This is a genomic window from Enterococcus sp. BWB1-3 (assembly GCF_016745275.1).
Lineage (GTDB): Bacteria > Bacillota > Bacilli > Lactobacillales > Enterococcaceae > Enterococcus_L.
This window is the reverse complement of sequence record NZ_JADOEP010000002.1, coordinates 35142-53062: the sequence shown is the minus strand read 5'-3', so window position 1 is coordinate 53062 and position 17921 is coordinate 35142. Positions and strand designations below refer to the sequence as shown.

Below are 17921 nucleotides of genomic sequence, written 5' to 3'. Positions count from 1 at the left end.
GAATAAAATGTATACTTTTTACTGGTACCCAAAATGCTCAACATGTAAAAAAGCCAAGGCTTGGCTGGATGCCTCAGGAGTAGAGTATAAAACGGTTAATATGATTGAAACACCGCCAACAGAAAAACAACTGACAGAGTGGATGAATAAAAGTCCGTTGCCTGTGAGACGATTTTTCAACACTAGCGGCGGTCGCTATAGAGAGCAGGGCTTGAAGGATATCGTCAACGATTTCTCTGTGGAAGAAGCAAGCAAACGCCTGTCAAAAGACGGGATGTTAAATAAGAGACCTATTTTAGTTAAAGATGGTGAATTTATAACGAACGGGTTTAAGGAATCCGATTACGAAGGAGCTTTCAAGGCATGAGTATGGAAAGAACAGTCATTGACAATCTCTGGATTGAAAAAACACCCGAGGGATATAAAGTGGGTCTGACAAATCAGGCACAGGATGACTTGGGCAGTATCAGTTTTGTTACACTGCCAAAAGTAGGACAGCGGTTGACCAAGGGCGATGCATTTGTCGAACTGGAAGCGGAGAAATCTGTCAGTGAATTTTCAAGTCCGCTCACTGGAACTATAGTTCATATTAATGAAGGGGCTGACAAGGATCCTGCGGTACTGGATGACGTGGAAGAAAGTAATGCCTGGTTGGCTATATTTTCTGATGTGAATGAAGATTTCCGGTAAAAATCGTTGACACGTGAGAGTGATGTTGCTATAATTTCATCAATCGTTGTTTAATAAAAAGAAAGCACTGAAAAGAAGAGTACATGTCAAAAATGTTTATAGAGAGCCTTGATTTGCTGGAAAGAGGTAACAGATTTGGAATGGAAGATGGTCTTAGAGCAGAATGAGTGAGCAGATGTGAACTTATTACGGGAGTGCCCGTTACAGCACCGCAGTATGCGATGAGAAACGATAGGTTTCGGCAAGTACTGTATAAGGCGGTTACTGTGAGGTAACTGCGAATAAAGGTGGTAACACGAAAGAATCAGCTTTCGTCCTTGTATTGATAAATAAATATCAGTAGAAGGATGAGAGCTTTTTTAGTGCTTCTGATTAAGCAGGAAAGATTGATTACAAAGAGAGAAAGTTGAGTGAAAAGCATGGCTTTGATTGAGCTGCGTCATGTAAAAAAGGAATTTTCCGGGAAAGCAGGGAAAGTAACAGCAGTAGATGATGTTTCGTTGTCCATTGACAAAGGGGATATCTACGGAATTGTCGGTTACTCCGGAGCAGGGAAAAGTACGCTGGTTCGTTTGCTGAATGGGCTGGAGCTTCCGTCCCAAGGAGAAGTTGTGGTTCAGGATATGGAAATCACTTCATTGAGTTCGGCAGATTTAAGACGTTTCAGAAAGAAAATCGGGATGATCTTCCAGCATTTTAACTTGCTGTGGTCACGAACGATTGTTGAAAATATCATGCTGCCTTTAGAGCTGACAGGAATTCCTAAAGCACAGCGGCTGAAAAGAGCAGAGGAGCTGTTGACATTAGTCGGACTTGAAGGACGGGGAAATGCTTATCCAAGTCAGCTGTCAGGCGGACAGAAGCAGAGAGTCGGGATTGCCAGAGCGTTGGCAAACAATCCGGAAATTCTTCTTTGTGATGAAGCAACGAGTGCGTTAGATCCTCAGACCACGGATGAAGTGCTGGATTTGCTGCTGGAGATTAACAGAGAACTGAACTTAACCATAGTGCTGATTACTCATGAAATGCATGTTATCAGAAAAATCTGTAACAGGGTTGCTGTGATGGAGCTTGGGAAAATTGTTGAAGAAGGCGAAGTATTAAATGTTTTCCGGAATCCTAAGCAGGAAGTGACGAAACGTTTTGTTCAGAGAGAACTGGACCCGGAAGATAATTTGGAGGAATTGCTTTCTGAACTGATTAGTGAAAATCCGGAAGGCTTTGTAACGACCCTCCACTTTAAAGGAGAAAATGCCAATGAGCCGATAATTTCTCAGGCCATTCGCCTGTTTGATATTGATATCAATGTGGTTCATGGAAAGGTTCAGCAGACCAAAGAAGGTGCTTTTGGTTCGTTGACGGTGATGATTACCGGAGTGGATAAAGAAGTTGAAAATGCTCTGGACTTTTTCAAGGAGAAAGAAGTTGGCGTGGAGGTGATTCATCATGGATAAGGGATTCGTGGAAACGTATTTTGATTTCAGCAGGGTGAATACAGAAACGCTGCAGCAGGCATTTGTTGATACCATCTATATGACAGTCCTTTCTATGATTTGTGTACTGGTGATTGGTTTGGTTTTGGGGTTGCTGCTTTATACGGCAGGGAAAAATGAAAAGTCCTATGCCAAGTTCTTATATACCGCAGTTTCTATTATCAGCAATATTTTCCGTTCAACACCATTTATGATTTTGATGGTTTTGCTGATACCATTTACAAAAATACTGGTAGGCTCAATGCTTGGTGCAAAAGCAGCGATTCCGGCGCTGGTATTATCAGCCGCACCATTTTACGCTCGACTTGTTGAAATTGCTTTTCGTGAAGTGGATTCCGGTGTCGTTGAGGCAGCGGAAGCAATGGGTGCCAGCTACTGGCAGATTGTCAGAAAAGTGATTATTCCGGAAAGTATTCCGGCTCTGATTTCAGGTTTAACAGTAACAACTGTTTCAATGATTGGGTTTACGGCAATGGCCGGAGCGATTGGTGCCGGAGGTCTTGGTGGTTTGGCATGGCAGGAAGGATATCAACGAAATAATCTGACCGTTACTTTTGTGGCGACAGTTATTATCTTATTGATAGTATTTATTGTTCAGGGTGTCGGAGATTTTCTGGCAAAACGAACAGACAAACGATAAAAATGGGGGAATTAATTATGAAGAAAAAATTAGCAGGATTAGCGGCAATTATCACCTTAAGTTTTGGCTTGGCTGCATGCGGCAGCAATGGCAGCGGTAGTACAGACGGCTCAAACACAGCCAATAGTGAAGCAGAAAAAACAGTTTTAACGGTAGGGGCATCACCAACACCGCACGCTGAAATTTTGGAACAGGTGAAGCCGCTTTTGGAAAAAGAAGGCATTGATCTGCAGATCAAACAATTTGATGACTATATTTTACCGAACAAAGCATTGGCTGATGGGGAAATTGATGCGAACTACTTCCAGCATATTCCTTACTTCAATCTTTCTGTAGAAGAAAACGGTTATGATTTTGCGAATGCAGGCGGTATTCATCTTGAGCCAATGGGCTTATACTCTCAACGAATCAATGATATCAAAGATTTAGAAGAGGGTGCAACTGTAATTGCTTCAAATTCTGAATCTGACTGGGGTCGTGTGATCACTATTTTACAGGATGCTGATTTAGTAACAGTTAAAGATGGTGTGGACTTGGAAACAGCGACATTTGATGATATTGACAAAAATCCTAAAAATCTGAAATTTGTTTATGATGTCAATCCTGAATTATTGGCAACCACTTACCAAAATGATGAAGCGGATTTAGTGGCAATCAATGCAAACTTTGCTTACAATGCCGGACTGAATCCAGTGAATGATTCTGTCTTGCTTGAATCAGACAACTCACCATATGTGAACATTATCGCAGTCCGTTCTGAAGACAAAGACAATGAAGCCATCCAAAAACTGGTTGATGCATTGCACAGTAAAGAAATCCAAGACTGGATTCTTGAGAAATGGGACGGCTCAGTGAAACCGGTAAATGAATAATATAAAGTTAATATATTAATATAAAAAGGCAGCAAATCCGCGTTGAACAGCGATTTGTTGCCTTTTTTCTGCGTAGTGTAAATAAATATGAAAGAAAATCGATACTCAAATGGCGGTCAGAGCCTGGAAGACAGCTTTGAGGTTCTGACTGTCGTTTGCTGGTATAAGAATAAAATTGTGGGAAATAAACGCATAAAAAAAAGGAATTCTTCTTTCTGAAAGCTGTACTTTCAGGCGAGGAATCCCTTCTTTTATTTAACATCTTAAACTATCTTTTTCAGCAAGTCCTGTGTACCTTTGAAAATGTTCATTACTCATATTTCTATTAAATAAAATGCTACTCTTGACTGGAATCTTCAAGCTGATCGATGTCTTCCTGTGTGATATTAAAAGTAGCTAAAACAGAATCGTCCGGATTCATATAGTTAATTTCAATCTGCACATCTGGGATTACAGCTACAATACCATCAAATACAGGTTTCAATGCTTTAACCAATGTTGGTTTCATTGCTTCAGCATCGATCTCAAAGGGCTGCTCTTGAGCAAAGGTATAGTTATAAACAACTGTATGATCTGCTCCTTCTTCAATAGTGATCTCCCCAAACTGCTCGCCCAATTGCTCTTTTAATGAAGGAATTTGTGATTGTGCACTTTCAATCATGAGTGAAAAGAGATCATAATCGCTTGTTTTACTTTCACTTGAAGAGCTGGACGATGATGAGCTTTCTGCCAGCTGTTCGGTAGACTCAGAAGACGCACTTGATTCATTGTTGCTGGATGCTTGCGTGGACGGATTCCCTGAACAGGCAGATAGACCTGTGAGAACTAACGCACCAAATAAAACCCCAATAATTTTCTTTTTCATAAAATACCCCTTTTTATTAAATAATTTTTGTATAGTGCACATTACTTAAACAATAACCAGCACCATACTGGTTAATTATACCATTTTTAATTTATAAAAAAACATCTGTTTCTACTGCATAAAGGTACAAATAAGAGAAAGAAAGCTGATCAATCAGTATGAGTATTTTGTACTGAAATAATCAGGAAATGAAAAATTTAAGCTGGCGGCTGCAAATTTTAGTTATATACTACGAAACAACAGGTATTCTCTGAAGTGTTTTATATTCAGGTAGAGAATTTCTTTATTGCAAGACTGGTGCGCTCCCCCTATACAAGACATTTTTATATTTCAATGTCCTGTATAGAGGGAGCATACCAGACTCTCAGTGACAATCTCATTTTCATTTGATTCTAAAGATTTTGTGACTGTGTTATTCATGTAAAAAGCTTTTTAATATTATTTTTTGTAAAAAAATTTTTCGAATATTTTGATATTGAGTAATATCGTTTTATGCGCATGAGTATTTCTTGGTTTTTCAACTATAAAAAGTACTGATGTGTTGACCAAATTAAAAACTAAGTTATGCTTCTAATCCAAGAAACGTGCAGCCGCATTATAGAGCCTAAAAAAAGCACATCATTTCTATTAAGGTGATGTGTTTCTTTTGTTTGCCCGGCATGGTCAAACTCTAACGGGTTGAAGTCCCGAACGTGTCCAAGTAACGGAAAGCGTCTAGCTAAAGGCAAGGGTGTCCATGGCGACGTGGAATCTGAAGGAAGCCATAGGCAAATCTCTGGTCCGACGAACAGAAATCACATAGAAGGCAGGAGTTGGGGATAAGACTGCAAAAGAAGTCAAAGTCCAATAGTTACTGAATTAATCAACTCATGTAAATGTGGCGGAAGAGTTTGAACCTTAACCGGGGAGGTCTCACGCACCTGCACCAAACGTTTCTAGTGATAGAAACCTGGGTCGTGAGAAATCAGCCAAAGCCATAGTAGTGAAGACAACCAGCGAAAGTTGGAAAGAGCGAAGGGCTGAACAATTTTACTGTTAGGAAATCTCGATTGGGAGAGGAAAGAGACCACTGGCAAAGAGCGAGAAAGTGGATACCGACTCTACGAGAAAGAAAGGAATAACACACATGTATACAGAAAAACTAATGACTCAGATTCTAGATCAGGGAAATCTGAAGCAAGCAATAAAACAAGTGAAGCGAAATAAAGGAGCTGCTGGTGTGGGCGGAATGGAAACAGACGAATTAGACAGCTATTTGGCTGGTAACTTGGAAGAAATTCGTCGCCAGATACTAGCAAGAAAGTATCAACCACAACCCGTTCTACAGGTAGTCATTCCCAAGCCGAATGGCGGGGAAAGATTACTGGGAATCCCAACAGTAACAGACTGAGTGCTTCAACAGGCGATTGCACAAGTGCTAACCCCAATATTTGAAGAAACATTCCATCCAAACAGCTATGGATTTCGTCCGCATAGATATGGGGAAATGGCCATACTCATGTAAATGAAGGGTATCGCTGGATGATAGACATTGACTTGGAGCGGCTCTTCGACACAGTAAACCACGATCGACTGATGAATCTGATCTCAAGAAAAGTCAGGGATGGAGAAGTTATCTCACTGATTCGTAAATACTTGGTTAGTGGTATTCAAACCGATGATGGGTATAAGGAATCAGTCATCGGTACACCGCAAGGTGGCAACCTGTCCCCATTATTAAGCAATATTATGCTTAATGAACTGGACGATGAGTTGGAAAGAAGACAAGTAAAATTTGTACGTTATGCAGATGACTGTATCCTCTTCGTAAAAAGTGAGATGGCTGCCAGAAGGGTTATGCGAAGTCTAACGAAGTTCATAGAGGAGAAGTTGGGATTGATTGTAAATAGCGAGAAATCAAAAATTACAAGGCCAACAGATCCGACGTTTAAGTACTTAGGGTTTGGCGTCTTTTATGACCCGCAAAGCAGGAGTTATCAGGCAAGACCGCACCCAGTGTCAGTAGGACAGTTGAAGTATAAACTGAAACGACTGACAAAGAGAAGCTGGGGAATAAGTACAAAGGTTCGAATCGAGAAAATCAATCAGTTAGTGAGAGGTTGGATAAATTATTTTCGTGTGGCAAAAATGAAAATAAAACTGAGCCAAATCGATAGGAACGTAAGATACCGATTACGAATGTGTATCTGGAAGCAGTGGAAAACGCCAAAGAATAGATGAATGAACTTAATGAAATTAGGGATGAAGAAAAACGATGCCTATAAAAACAGCTATTCAAGCAAAGCGATTGCGAGAATAGCCAGTTCATGGGTGTTATGTACAACAATCACCAACCACCGATTGGAACGTTTTGGTTTATTGTCATTAGTAACACATTATCAAAAAGTACATGTGATGTAAAGTTGAACCGCCGTATACGAGACCCGTACGTACGGTGGTGTGAGAGGTTGGCTAATCAATTAATGATTAGCCTCCTACTCGATTCTTTTATGTTTAAACACCTAAAATTGTACAAACAATCTGACTTAAAATGCCACTCGCTGTATTTTGGAATAAATCGGAAAGAAATTCAGTTTTATTTTTTCTGACAGTCGCCTCAAATTGATTTTCATTTCTTTGTTGTGCAGCTGCCAAAGCTTCAAGGCTCACATCTTTTACTGAGGAATCAATTTTTATAGATGAAACTACTGATTTTAGTGCCGTTTCAATGGCTGTCCAGTCATAAGATCCTTCAATTTCTGTTTTAATCGTATTTTTATTTCCAAATGAAGAAGAATGAATAGTGCTGTTTTGAATATCACCTACGGTAACAGATGAGTGGTCATCTGCTGAATTATAGCTATCAGAGTTGTGTGAATTAATGATAGTATCTTTTTGAATCCCTGAATTGATATTTGCATTATTTCCATGTACGATATGATGATCTCCGTGAACGATTTTTTGTTCAGCTATATTTATCGTAGAACTGATAGGGTTATGGTTGAATGCAGATTCAATCATTGCACGTATTTCGTCTAAAAAGTCTTGATCTTTAAAATTGATGAAATATGTTGTTCCAGAATTGAGAGTAAATTGTAGATATAACTTACTTTCGAGATGATTTTGATAAATTCTAAAGATAAAAAAACCCGAAAATGCCATTCCTAACAATCCGATAATAGGTTGAAAAAAAAGAATAAGAAGTGAAATAACAAATATAATGGATAACGCATTAGGAATTTTTAGTGTTCTTTCTCCAGCATATAGACGGGAAATATTACTTAGCTGTAAAGTGATATTGTCGAATTTTAGTAAGTTATTCTTGATGACTAGATTATCTGTAATGATTTCACTTTCATCGTAATCAAGAAATTTCGTTAAGCTGTTATTCATGTTGATTCGCTCCTTAGTTTTCTTTTTGTTTGAAAAAGTGTTTTTTTACGAATATAATATTATCAAATAGAAATCTACATTGCAAGTTTATTTTTATTAAAAGTTTTGTTTACTTTTTTTAGATAGCAAAAAATGTCATTCTTATGATATTAAGATAAAGATAATTATTTTCATGAAAAGGGTTGCATTTCAAATGCAGATGTTTTATACTTCGGTTGTATTATATAAATGCTTTATTTTTATATCTCAATATACAAAAAAATGTATTTTGAACCGTTCGTAGGATGCAATAAATGGGTGGTGGTTTTATTGATCAATATACAAAAAAATGTATTTTAAGAATAGTCAAATAGGAGGAATGGTTTATGAAGAAAATTGTAGTTGGCGGACAGATCGACAAAGCTGAAGTACAGACACTGGTCGAGAAATATGCAGCTGGAAAATTCACTTCTGAAGTGAAAAGTGATCTGGATGCTGCAATGGCAATCAAATCAGGTCAGGCAGATTTTTATCTTGGAGCATGTAATACAGGCGGAGGCGGGGCTTTGGCTATGGCATTAGCTTTATTGGGAAGAGAAAATTGTGAAACTGTCTCTATGCCAGGAAAAATCATGGATGAAGAAGATATTCGTCAAAGTATTCGTAATGGCAAAAAAGCTTTTGGTTTTACTGCTCAGCACAAAGAGATCGTTGTACCGATCCTGATGGATGAGCTGATAAAATTAGGAGAATAAAAGGGAGGAAATGAAATGGATGGATCTAAGGTAATGGAATTGATTGTTATTGCTTTACTGGGAGGCATGTGTTCGATTCTGACAAATCGTGGAATCGCAGTATTCAATGATGGGCTGCGGCCGATCGTTCCTGAATTTCTTGAAGGAAAAATCGGGAAAAAAGAAATTGCAGCAACAAGCTTTGCATTAAGCTTCGGATTGGTTATCGGTTTTGGTATTCCAGTTTCGATCGGAGCATCAATCATTTTGGTGCATAGTATTTTACTCGCAACAGATATTATCGGTTCGTGGTCACCTGAGGGAGTAAAAGGAATGATTATTTCGGGGACTGTAGGTGCAGCTTATGGCGTGGGGATTGTCTTGGGCTTACAGGCAGTAGTTGATTTGTTCGCAAAACTGCCGATTAATTTTCTTGATTCCTTATCAATGGTAGGCTCACCAGTCGTTATTGCTTTTTCTATTTTTCCCGCAGTTGCGATCGCACATCAGCATAATTTCAAAAAAGGAGCAATCGCTTTACTGGCAACAATGCTGACATTATTCACAGTGAAGAAGTTTGGTACATTTAATATCGGTAATGGCACTAGCTTTACGTTGAGTGCTGAAGGGATGTCTCTGCTGGTCGGTATGATTTTCATGATTGTATTTGCAATTCAAGTAAAAGGGGATGGGAATTCTTCAAATCAGAGCCTGATGAGTATCTTCCTTGAACGTGTTGAACGCATCAAGAAAAATTGGATATTGCTGTCTTTGACTGGTGGTTTGGTCAGTGCGGCAACAAGCTTGTTGATGATTGCCGGAGATCCTATCTCTTTGAATCTTTTAAGTGAAGGCAAATTTAGTGAAGCAGCACTAGCAGCATTTGCGCGAGGAATTGGATTTATTCCATTGGTTTTTTCTACAGCAATCGTTACTGGTGTCTATAGTCCTGCTGGAACAACTTTTGTATTTGTTGTCGGTATTTTATTAAGAGGTAATCCAATTGTTGCCTTTGCAGCAGGGGCTGCAGTAATGTTTGTAGAAATTATGCTCCTTAATGGAATGGCGAAAGGGTTGGATCGTTTCCCGGGAGTACGTGAAATGGGAGAATATATTCGAACATCTATGAACAAGGTATTAGAAGTTGCTTTGTTGATTGGCGGAGCAATGGCATCGGAATCAATTGCACCTGGTATCGGTTATTTCTGGGTGATCGGTCTTTCTTTATTGAATAAAACTGCGAAAAAACCAGTCGTTGATTTAGCAGTAGGACCTGTAGCAGCAATCAGCCTTGGTATTATAGTAAATATTCTTTATTTATTGGGGCTGTTCACACCGGCAGGTTAAGTAGCGAAAGGGATGAAGCAGATGGTATTAGTAGAAGGGCTCACGTATATGCACGAGCATACGACGATTGATCTGTCTCGGATCAAAAATATTGATGATACAAATTTAAATTGTTTTGAAGAGACTGTCAAAGAATACAAAAAATTGTATACTAAGGGTGTAAGAAATATTGTAGATGTCACAGTTATGGATATGAAGAGAAATCCATTGTATGTGCAAAAAGCAGCAGAGGCATCAGGAATCAATATTGTTCAGGCAACCGGCTTTTACACAGAGCGTTTTTTACCTAAAATTGTTGATAACTATTCGACGCAGCAATTGGCAGAGCTGATGGTCAAAGAAATCAAAGAAGGAATTGCAGATACGACGATCAAAGCGCAGATAATCGGTGAAATCGGTTCAAGTAAGGATGGCTGGACAGAACGGGAAAAAAAGGTGTTTCACGCAGCAGTCATTGCACACAAGAAAACGGGTGTGCCGATCACTACACATACAACACTGGGAACCTTTGGTCATGAGCAGACAGCATTTTTTAAAGAAAACGAAGTGGAGCTGTCGAAAGTTGTGATCGGACATGTTGATTTGAGCGGCAGCGGCGACTATGTCCTCCATATGCTGGAGCAGGGTGTATATGTCGAATTTGATACAGTTGGTAAAGAAAACTATTTGCCGGATATTGAGCGAGTGAAGATGCTCCAACAGATTGAAGCGGCAGGTTTTACGGATAAAGTTTTTCTTTCGATGGATATTACCAGAAAATCGAATTTGGAATATAAAAATGGTATCGGCTATTCTTATTTGCTGGATGTATTTGTTCCATTGATGAAGGAAAATGGCATATCCGAAGCGTTCATTCAAAACATGCTGGTAGCAAATCCGCAACGATTCTTTTCTTGAAGCGGATATAATTTCAGTGAAAAAGTATCGAATGAAGGAGAGAAGAGAGTGATGAATGTGTATCCATTAACCAGTTTGACTGTTGAAGAAGCGGCACAGCTGCAGTTTCGTTTAGTAGATGAAGTGACGAAGGTTTTTACTGGAACTGAGATTTTGACCCGTGGAGATCTGGGTGTTATACAAGGATTGAACCAACCGATTACGACAAAAAAAGTCGAGCAGGTTCTAGCGAACTTTTTTAATTGTGAAGCAGCTATGCTGGTCAGAGGTGCCGGAACAAGTGCCATTCGACAGGCATTACATGCTACAATAGGAACTGGCGGAACTATGCTGGTGCACAAAGCACCAATTTATCCAACGACAAAAACATCGATCGAGATGATGGGGATACAGACAAAAGCAGTTGATTTCAATGATTCTGATACAGTTAAGAGTGCTGTTTCTGCTGGTGGTCTGGATGGTATCCTAATACAGGTAACAAGGCAAAAACCAGATGATTCTTATGATTTGAAGGAGCTGATCACTGTGATACGCGCAGTTGACAAGGAAATTCCGATCATAACAGATGATAATTATTCAACATTGAAAACATCAGCAATCGGTGCACAAATTGGTGGGACACTGGCTTGTTTTTCAACTTTCAAGCTGTTGGGACCAGAAGGTATTGGCTGTATTGTTGGTGAAAAGCAGTATATTGATGGATTGCGTAAAGAAAACTATTCCGGTGGCAGTCAGGTTCAAGGACATGAAAGTATTGCTGTTCTGCAAGGGATGATTTACGCACCTGTCGCTCTGGCTCTATCAGCAAAAGTCAGTGAAGAAGTCTGTCAACGGTTAAATAATGGGGAAATATCCGGAGTAGATAAAGCTTTTATTGTCAACGCACAATCAAAGGTTGTTATCGTCAAGCTGAAGCAGCCGATAGCAAAGGCTGTTCTTGCAGCCGCTGAGAAGCTGGGGGCAGCGCCAAATCCGGTTGGGGCAGAATCGAAGTATGAATTTGTCCCGATGTTCTACCGTATTTCCGGTACGTTTCGAGCAGCCGATCCGCAGGCGGAGGAGCAGATGATGCGAATCAATCCGATGCGTGCGGGAGCAGATACGATCCTCCGTATTTTACAGCAGGCGATGGCAGAGAAATAAAAGAAAAGGGTGAATGGAAAAATGAATGAGATGTTTCTAAAGAAAAAGGGGATTGTAACCAATTATTTGGCTTCTGATTTGATTCAGCTGAAAAAAGGAGATAAATTGCCTATCGTCAGTGAATATCAAAAGAAATTCGATGTTTCGAGAGGAACGATTCAGAATGCCCTGAATTTCTTAAAGGAAAAGCAGGCCATTATTTGTGAGAGCCGAGGACATTTAGGAACATTTCTAGTTGATATCAACTACTCCATTCTACAAGAATACGCTGTTTCCGAGTCTGTTCTGGGAACGATGCCTCTACCATATTCAAGGCTTTATGAAGGTTTCGCGACAGGATTATACTCTTCCTTTGAACAGCAAAATATCAAACTAAATATGGCCTATATTCGAGGGTCAAAGGAAAGAATTCGTTCGATCTGTACAGAAATGTATCGTTTTGCAGTTGTTTCACGCTTTGCAGCAAAGGAAGCAATTGTCCAGAAAGAACCAATTCAAATCGTAAGTGATTTCGGGGAACATACCTATCTCTCACAGCATATCCTTTTATTTGCCGATGTTTCGAAAAATCAGATAGAGAATGGGATGAAAGTCGGGATTGATTACAGTTCATATGACCAACAGCTTCTGACACAGACGCTGACAGAGGGATTTGAGATTGAGCTTATAGAGATGCCGGGACATCAGCTGATTCATGGATTGAACCAGAAAAAAATTGATGCCGGAGTCTGGAACTATGATGAAATCGTTGATAAAAATTATCAGAATATGAATTATAAATTTTTAGAGACATCCCAAACCCAATCGGATATGAGTGCAGCTGTGATCATATGTCATAAGGATGATCAGGCAATGCAGGCCATTTTGAAGAACAATTTACTAAAGGAAGAAATCGTGTTGATTCAAAAACAGGTGACTGCAGGAGAAATGGTTCCCCGCTACTAGCAGGAGGTATTATGATTAGGCAAAAATTGATCGTATTAGAGGAATCCGGCATCATTGACACGGAGATCCATAACTATGTATTAGCAGTATGTGATTATCTAAAAGAAAAACAGGTGATCAAAGAAGAGCTGGAAGCAGATGTGTTCCTGACTCATTTAGCGATGGCAGCAGCCCGTCAGAAGAACGAAGAAAAGGTCAATGCTCTTGATCCATTTATCAAAGATCAAATCATTAGTGATCCCCAATATCTGGATTCGCAGTCATTATGGCAGGAGCTTTCAGAGCTGGCAGCTATTGACTTTGATGAACCAGAGCTTGACTACTTCTACCTGCATATTTGCAATATGTTGAATGAAGGGTAGGGGGTTGGATGTTTTTAGAAGTAGTACGCAGAAGAAATCCAAAGCTGATCAATACAGCAAAACAGCTTCATCAAACAGGACAAATTTTACCGGATACCTATATTCTGGATTTAGACAGTATCATAGCGAATGCTTCTGTCATGAAGAAACAGGCTGAGGCATCTGGCATCAATTTATTTTATATGACAAAACAGCTGGGACGTAATCCGTTAGTTGCAAAGGCAATCAGAAAAGCTGGAATTGATCGAGCAGTAGTCGTTGATTTTAAAGAAGCACTGGTGATGATAGATAATGATATACCTATTGGAAATATCGGGCATCTGGTACAGGTACCAGTTTATTTCTTAAAAAGAATCCTTGCTCATCAACCGGATTATATGACCATACACTCCTTAGAAATGCTAAAAAAAATTGATCCTATTTGTCAGGAGTTAGACATCAAACAGCGTATTTTAGTGAAGATATCTGAGGCTGACGATCAAATCTATGAAGGGCAGTATGGAGGCTTTCATCTGGCTGATCTACCAGAGCTGATCAAAGCAAGTTGCAAGATGAAGCATATCGAGCTTGCCGGTCTGACTTCGTTTCCTTGTTTCTTATTTGATGGAGTCGAGGAGCTAACACCTACTCATAATGTTGAAAGTATCAGAAAAGCCAGAGAGATATTTGCAGAGCATGGCATTGAAGAACTGGAGCTGAATATTCCTTCAGCGACATGTGTTCAAACGATTCCGTTTATCAAGGCGCTAGGCGGTACACAAGGAGAACCTGGTCACGCATTGACAGGTACAACACCGTTACATGCCAAACTGGATTTACCGGAGGTGCCGGCAATGGTCTATGTCAGTGAGATTTCTCATACCTTAGATCAGCACAGTTATTTTTATGGCGGCGGCTATTATCGCCGAGGACACTTAGAAAATATTTTAGTTAGCGGAAAAGAGGAACGATTGGATCGGATGCTCCCATTCTCAGCAGAAAATATTGACTACTATTTACAAGCGGAGCAAGAACATGAAGTCGGTGCGACAGTTATTGCTGCGTTTCGAACACAGATATTTGTTACTCGAAGTGATGTAGCAGTTGTTTCAGGTATTCAAAGCGGCAGTCCCAAACTTGAAGGAATCTTTGACAGTCAAGGAAATAGAATAAGAAGGTGAGACCATGGGACGTTTTATAGTGATCGTATTGGACAGCTATGGTGTAGGCGCTATGGCTGACGTAAAGGAAGTTCGCCCAAGGGATCTAGGCAGTAACACAGCACTGCATATTATTGAGAAAAATCCGGACATTCACCTCCCAACGTTAGAAGCATTGGGCTTGATGAATGCTATCGGTGAAGAATATAAACAGCATCAATTTTCTGAGACAGCAAATTGGGGAACCGCGAACTTAGCGCATCATGGTGCCGACTCATTTCTTGGGCATCAGGAAATTATGGGAACAACACCTAAAATCCCTTTGATCCAGCCATTTAATGCGAAAATTGATGTAGTGGAGGAAGCGCTGGCGGCTCAAGGCTATTCTGTTCGGCGTGTTGGAGCAGAAGCTGACCCCAAAATACTTGTTGTCAATGACTGTGTCACTGTAGGAGATAACTTGGAAACAGATTACGGTCAGGTGTACAATGTGACTGGATGTCTTGATCTGATCTCGTATGATGCATTGAAAGAAATCGGTCGATGCGTTCGCGGAGTCGTTCAAGTATCTCGAGTGATTACGTTTGGCGGAGAACAGGTAGACCTAAATGCCCTGTTGGCAGCCAGAAAAGTGAAAAACAATGAGATTGCAGGAGTGGATGCTCCTGAATCTGGTGTGTATAATCATGGTTATCAAGTGGTACACCTAGGGTATGGCATCGATCCTAATGTACAGGTGCCGACAATTTTAGATAAAGCTGGTGTGACGGTTTCCTTACTTGGTAAAGTAGCCGATATTGTTCAAACAGAGAGTGCTCATCTATTTCCAGGTGTGGACAGTGATACGCTGTTTGATTTGTTGCTTGGGGAAGTGCAGAAAATACAGCAGGGCTTCATCTGTTTGAATATTCAGGAAACCGATCTGGCAGGGCACGCGGAAGATGTGATGCGTTACTCAGACCGATTAGAGCTCAGTGATTGTCGAATCAAGGAACTGCTTTCTCAGTTAGAGGAAGGGGATGTATTAGTTGTTATGGCTGATCATGGGAATGATCCTACTATTGGTCACAGCAACCATACGAGAGAACGAGTACCGCTATTGGTTTACAGTAAAGGCGTTAAGAAAAAACAGATTGGAGAAAGAACAACACTTGCAGATGTTGGTGCAACTGTCGCAGACTATTTTGATGTTGCTGCACCACAACATGGTGTATCGTTTTTAAATAAGATTTTTTAGTTGAAACTAGATTGTGTCTGAAAATCACAGCAGAATCTGAAGTTTTCAGACATGCTCAAATAGAAAGTACAAAAATAGTGTGGATAGAGAGCTGCTTTCGGAACAGCATTTATTTGATTTAGACTCAGAAAAGAGCTGTGATATAAGTATGTCTGAGCCCCCCCTAAAACCGAATAAATGGTGTTCCAGTCTTTGTATGATTCGAGCATTCGAAGAAGCGTAGGAGCAAGTTCTTACATGACCCTCAGATATGGGACGAGCATTCGAAGAAGCGTAGGAGCAAGTTCTTACATGACCCTCAGATATGGGACGAGCATTCGAAGAAGCGTAGGAGCAAGTTCCTACATGCCCCCCAGACATGGGACGAGCATTCGAAGAAACAGTAGGAGCAAGTTCCTACATGCCCCTCAGATATGGGACGAGCATTCGAAGAAGCGTAGGAGCAAGTTCTTACATGCCCCTCAGATATGGGACGAGCATTCGAAGAAGCGTAGGAGCAAGTTCTTACATGCCCCTCAGATATGGGACGAGCATTCGAAGAAGCGTAGGAGCAAGTTCCTACATGCCCCTCAGATATGGGACGAGCATTCGAAGAAGCGTAGGAGCACGTTCTTACATGCCCCTCAGATATGCGACGAGCATTCGAAGAAGCGTAGGAGCAAAGCCCCTCCATTCTTCGAGGATCAAAACGAAGTCCTTCAATTCTTAATGGCTCTGCCATTTAGAAAGTGATGAGCTCGAAACGAAGTCCTTCAATTCTTAATGGCTTTGCCGTTTAGAAATTGATGAGATCGAAACGAAGTGTAGTGTAGTGAGAGCCGTAGACACAGAAGCTGCCTCTTCTGGAATACTATGAAGGAGACCGGAGGAGTATCTATCTTTCGGTCTTTTTTTATTGTTGACGTGCAGTTTTGACAACAAAAGAATGGAGAATTTATAGATGAAAACATTAAATGCAATAGAAGGCGCAAAAAAAAGCTTTATTGCTCTAAAAAATCCATATGATTCTGTAGAAAAAGTATATCCAATGATCATTGACCAATTTAAAGAGAATGGGTCAATCTATTATGCAGGTGTCAAAAACCGTAGTCAAATATCATCAGCTTTTGTTCAATCCTTAGAAGAAATTGGTATCTATTTGCATACATTGGATCGTGCAGCAACAGCAGGGCGAGCAATAGACATTCACTTAAAAAATCCTTACACTGGACGACCGATGACAGGATCGTCTAGCGGGACGGCAATCAATGTTCTTTTGGGAATCAATGATATTGGCATTGGTACAGATGGGGGCGGCTCAGTCCTTGCTCCGGCAATGGCAGTTAACCTGATTGGTTTTATCAGTCCGCTGTTGGATCAGGAAAATAGGAAAAGGCTTACAAGTGGAATGTCGACCGATGGGATCGCCTTCCAGCCTTCTTTAGGGTTTATCACAGAAGAGTTTGATTTGCTGAAGAAGGTAGTGAACGTCATGCTGCCTGTTGAGGAGGTAAGTGAAATGAATATTGAAATTATTTATGATCCTGTAGACTTTTCAAAGAAGGAAATAGACGCTTGGGAAGGGCAGACCTCCGTCAAGGATCTATCTTTCAAATTTGATGCACGAGAACGTGTGATGCCAAAGCTAAAAGAATTACTGGCCAATTGCGATGTACTGATTAGTAAAGAGGGACCGATAGATACAGATGGGCTAGGAGATACGGTACTGGGACATTTTGATCAGCGGACGCAAGAACAGCAGCGTCAAGGAAAAAAAGGCAATTTACGTGTCGTCAATATGCTTGGTGCGACAGCGATCACTTTGCCGGCAGAAGAATTTGCTGTAGGATATCTGTTGATTTGTGAGTCAACACCAAAGAAAATCAGCAAAATGCTGCAATTTTCTGAGGAATGGTCACAGGTGAAAAATCCTTACACTCGTTACTTTTCTGACTGTAGGGAATATTATCCAAAAGAGTTTGGATAATAGTTGAGTTGTACACGATCAATCATGGAAGTATTTTTGCTATGGTTGATCGTATTTTTTTGTGGTAATTTTTTGAAGAGAGCTTTTTAGCGAAAATTTTATGATTTTTTTCAAAAAAGTGCTGTAACCTATGGCAATCAAATAATTATCATTTTCTGTTAAGTTATTGTTTGTTATCCGAAGTTCTTATTAAGTTATAAATAGTATAATTAAGTGCTTCCTTATATTAAGAAAGTATGG

At 40.1% G+C, this 17921-nt stretch carries 16 protein-coding genes, 1 pseudogene and 1 other annotated feature; of the genes and pseudogenes, 15 read left to right on the top strand and 2 right to left on the bottom strand.

The features are described 5' to 3' along the window. The first annotated feature begins 7 nt into the window (after positions 1–7). From IW492_RS01730 to IW492_RS01710, 5 genes are all read left to right on the top strand, one after another. Positions 8–367, top strand: coding sequence for an arsenate reductase family protein (locus IW492_RS01730; RefSeq protein ID WP_202064509.1), 360 nt, complete (start codon positions 8–10; stop codon positions 365–367). Further along, complete coding sequence (locus tag IW492_RS01725; RefSeq protein ID WP_202064507.1) at positions 364–690, top strand: glycine cleavage system protein H; 327 nt, start codon at positions 364–366, stop codon at positions 688–690. Before IW492_RS01730 ends, IW492_RS01725 begins: the two co-directional genes overlap by 4 nt. A 58-nt stretch (positions 691–748) precedes the next feature. Next, positions 749–1012, top strand: a binding site (T-box leader). A gap of 97 nt (positions 1013–1109) precedes the next feature. Beyond that, a complete protein-coding gene (locus IW492_RS01720) occupies positions 1110–2144 on the top strand; it encodes a methionine ABC transporter ATP-binding protein (RefSeq protein ID WP_202065018.1) in 1035 nt (344 codons plus the stop codon). Beyond that, positions 2137–2823: a methionine ABC transporter permease gene (locus tag IW492_RS01715; protein ID WP_202064506.1), complete on the top strand. Its 687-nt coding sequence runs from the start codon at positions 2137–2139 to the stop codon at positions 2821–2823. Before IW492_RS01720 ends, IW492_RS01715 begins: the two co-directional genes overlap by 8 nt. 17 nt (positions 2824–2840) lie before the next feature. Next, complete coding sequence (locus IW492_RS01710) at positions 2841–3695, top strand: MetQ/NlpA family ABC transporter substrate-binding protein (protein ID WP_202064505.1); 855 nt, start codon at positions 2841–2843, stop codon at positions 3693–3695. A 337-nt stretch (positions 3696–4032) separates the two neighbouring features. On the opposite strand, the gene IW492_RS01705 is transcribed toward IW492_RS01710, so the two are convergent. Then, positions 4033–4560: a hypothetical protein gene (locus IW492_RS01705; protein ID WP_202064504.1), complete on the bottom strand. Its 528-nt coding sequence runs from the start codon at positions 4558–4560 to the stop codon at positions 4033–4035. A 1126-nt stretch (positions 4561–5686) separates the two neighbouring features. Here IW492_RS01705 and ltrA point away from each other — a divergent pair. Continuing rightward, positions 5687–6960, top strand: a pseudogene (gene ltrA, locus IW492_RS18485) (group II intron reverse transcriptase/maturase). A 93-nt stretch (positions 6961–7053) separates the two neighbouring features. Here the strand turns inward: ltrA and IW492_RS01695 are convergent. Beyond that, positions 7054–7932 carry a hypothetical protein gene (locus IW492_RS01695; RefSeq protein ID WP_202064503.1) on the bottom strand — a complete coding sequence of 293 codons (879 nt, stop codon included), beginning with the start codon at positions 7930–7932 and terminating at the stop codon, positions 7054–7056. Between the two features lie 365 nt (positions 7933–8297). On the opposite strand from IW492_RS01695, the gene IW492_RS01690 reads away from it, so the two are divergent. The 9 genes from IW492_RS01690 to IW492_RS01650 all read left to right on the top strand — a co-directional run bounded on the left by IW492_RS01690 (position 8298) and on the right by IW492_RS01650 (position 17681). Continuing rightward, the gene (locus IW492_RS01690; RefSeq protein ID WP_202064502.1) at positions 8298–8666 is read left to right on the top strand and encodes a DUF2620 domain-containing protein; all 369 of its coding nucleotides are present in this window, start codon (positions 8298–8300) and stop codon (positions 8664–8666) included. A 15-nt stretch (positions 8667–8681) separates the two neighbouring features. Next, complete coding sequence (locus IW492_RS01685; RefSeq protein WP_202064501.1) at positions 8682–9992, top strand: YhfT family protein; 1311 nt, start codon at positions 8682–8684, stop codon at positions 9990–9992. A gap of 21 nt (positions 9993–10013) precedes the next feature. After that, the gene (locus IW492_RS01680; protein WP_202064500.1) at positions 10014–10889 is read left to right on the top strand and encodes a phosphotriesterase family protein; all 876 of its coding nucleotides are present in this window, start codon (positions 10014–10016) and stop codon (positions 10887–10889) included. Positions 10890–10940: 51 nt separating this feature from the next. Beyond that, the gene (locus IW492_RS01675) at positions 10941–12032 is read left to right on the top strand and encodes an aminotransferase class I/II-fold pyridoxal phosphate-dependent enzyme (RefSeq protein WP_202065011.1); all 1092 of its coding nucleotides are present in this window, start codon (positions 10941–10943) and stop codon (positions 12030–12032) included. A gap of 21 nt (positions 12033–12053) precedes the next feature. Further along, positions 12054–12977, top strand: a complete 924-nt coding sequence (yhfZ, locus tag IW492_RS01670; protein WP_202064497.1) for a GntR family transcriptional regulator YhfZ — start codon at positions 12054–12056, stop codon at positions 12975–12977. Between the two features lie 11 nt (positions 12978–12988). After that, positions 12989–13339, top strand: coding sequence for a hypothetical protein (locus IW492_RS01665; protein WP_202064496.1), 351 nt, complete (start codon positions 12989–12991; stop codon positions 13337–13339). Between the two features lie 8 nt (positions 13340–13347). Continuing rightward, the gene (locus tag IW492_RS01660; protein WP_202064494.1) at positions 13348–14499 is read left to right on the top strand and encodes a YhfX family PLP-dependent enzyme; all 1152 of its coding nucleotides are present in this window, start codon (positions 13348–13350) and stop codon (positions 14497–14499) included. A gap of 4 nt (positions 14500–14503) precedes the next feature. Beyond that, complete coding sequence (locus tag IW492_RS01655; RefSeq protein WP_202064492.1) at positions 14504–15715, top strand: phosphopentomutase; 1212 nt, start codon at positions 14504–14506, stop codon at positions 15713–15715. A 940-nt stretch (positions 15716–16655) separates the two neighbouring features. Next, the gene (locus IW492_RS01650; protein ID WP_202064490.1) at positions 16656–17681 is read left to right on the top strand and encodes an amidase family protein; all 1026 of its coding nucleotides are present in this window, start codon (positions 16656–16658) and stop codon (positions 17679–17681) included. The last annotated feature ends 240 nt before the right edge of the window (positions 17682–17921 follow it).

Coding starts and splice junctions, on each gene's coding strand:
- IW492_RS01730 (WP_202064509.1), top strand. CDS start 8: ATGTATACTTTTTACTGGTACCCAAAATGCTCAACATGTAAAAAAGCC.
- IW492_RS01725 (WP_202064507.1), top strand. CDS start 364: ATGAGTATGGAAAGAACAGTCATTGACAATCTCTGGATTGAAAAAACA.
- IW492_RS01720 (WP_202065018.1), top strand. CDS start 1,110: ATGGCTTTGATTGAGCTGCGTCATGTAAAAAAGGAATTTTCCGGGAAA.
- IW492_RS01715 (WP_202064506.1), top strand. CDS start 2,137: ATGGATAAGGGATTCGTGGAAACGTATTTTGATTTCAGCAGGGTGAAT.
- IW492_RS01710 (WP_202064505.1), top strand. CDS start 2,841: ATGAAGAAAAAATTAGCAGGATTAGCGGCAATTATCACCTTAAGTTTT.
- IW492_RS01705 (WP_202064504.1), bottom strand. CDS start 4,560: ATGAAAAAGAAAATTATTGGGGTTTTATTTGGTGCGTTAGTTCTCACA.
- IW492_RS01695 (WP_202064503.1), bottom strand. CDS start 7,932: ATGAATAACAGCTTAACGAAATTTCTTGATTACGATGAAAGTGAAATC.
- IW492_RS01690 (WP_202064502.1), top strand. CDS start 8,298: ATGAAGAAAATTGTAGTTGGCGGACAGATCGACAAAGCTGAAGTACAG.
- IW492_RS01685 (WP_202064501.1), top strand. CDS start 8,682: ATGGATGGATCTAAGGTAATGGAATTGATTGTTATTGCTTTACTGGGA.
- IW492_RS01680 (WP_202064500.1), top strand. CDS start 10,014: ATGGTATTAGTAGAAGGGCTCACGTATATGCACGAGCATACGACGATT.
- IW492_RS01675 (WP_202065011.1), top strand. CDS start 10,941: ATGAATGTGTATCCATTAACCAGTTTGACTGTTGAAGAAGCGGCACAG.
- yhfZ (WP_202064497.1), top strand. CDS start 12,054: ATGAATGAGATGTTTCTAAAGAAAAAGGGGATTGTAACCAATTATTTG.
- IW492_RS01665 (WP_202064496.1), top strand. CDS start 12,989: ATGATTAGGCAAAAATTGATCGTATTAGAGGAATCCGGCATCATTGAC.
- IW492_RS01660 (WP_202064494.1), top strand. CDS start 13,348: ATGTTTTTAGAAGTAGTACGCAGAAGAAATCCAAAGCTGATCAATACA.
- IW492_RS01655 (WP_202064492.1), top strand. CDS start 14,504: ATGGGACGTTTTATAGTGATCGTATTGGACAGCTATGGTGTAGGCGCT.
- IW492_RS01650 (WP_202064490.1), top strand. CDS start 16,656: ATGAAAACATTAAATGCAATAGAAGGCGCAAAAAAAAGCTTTATTGCT.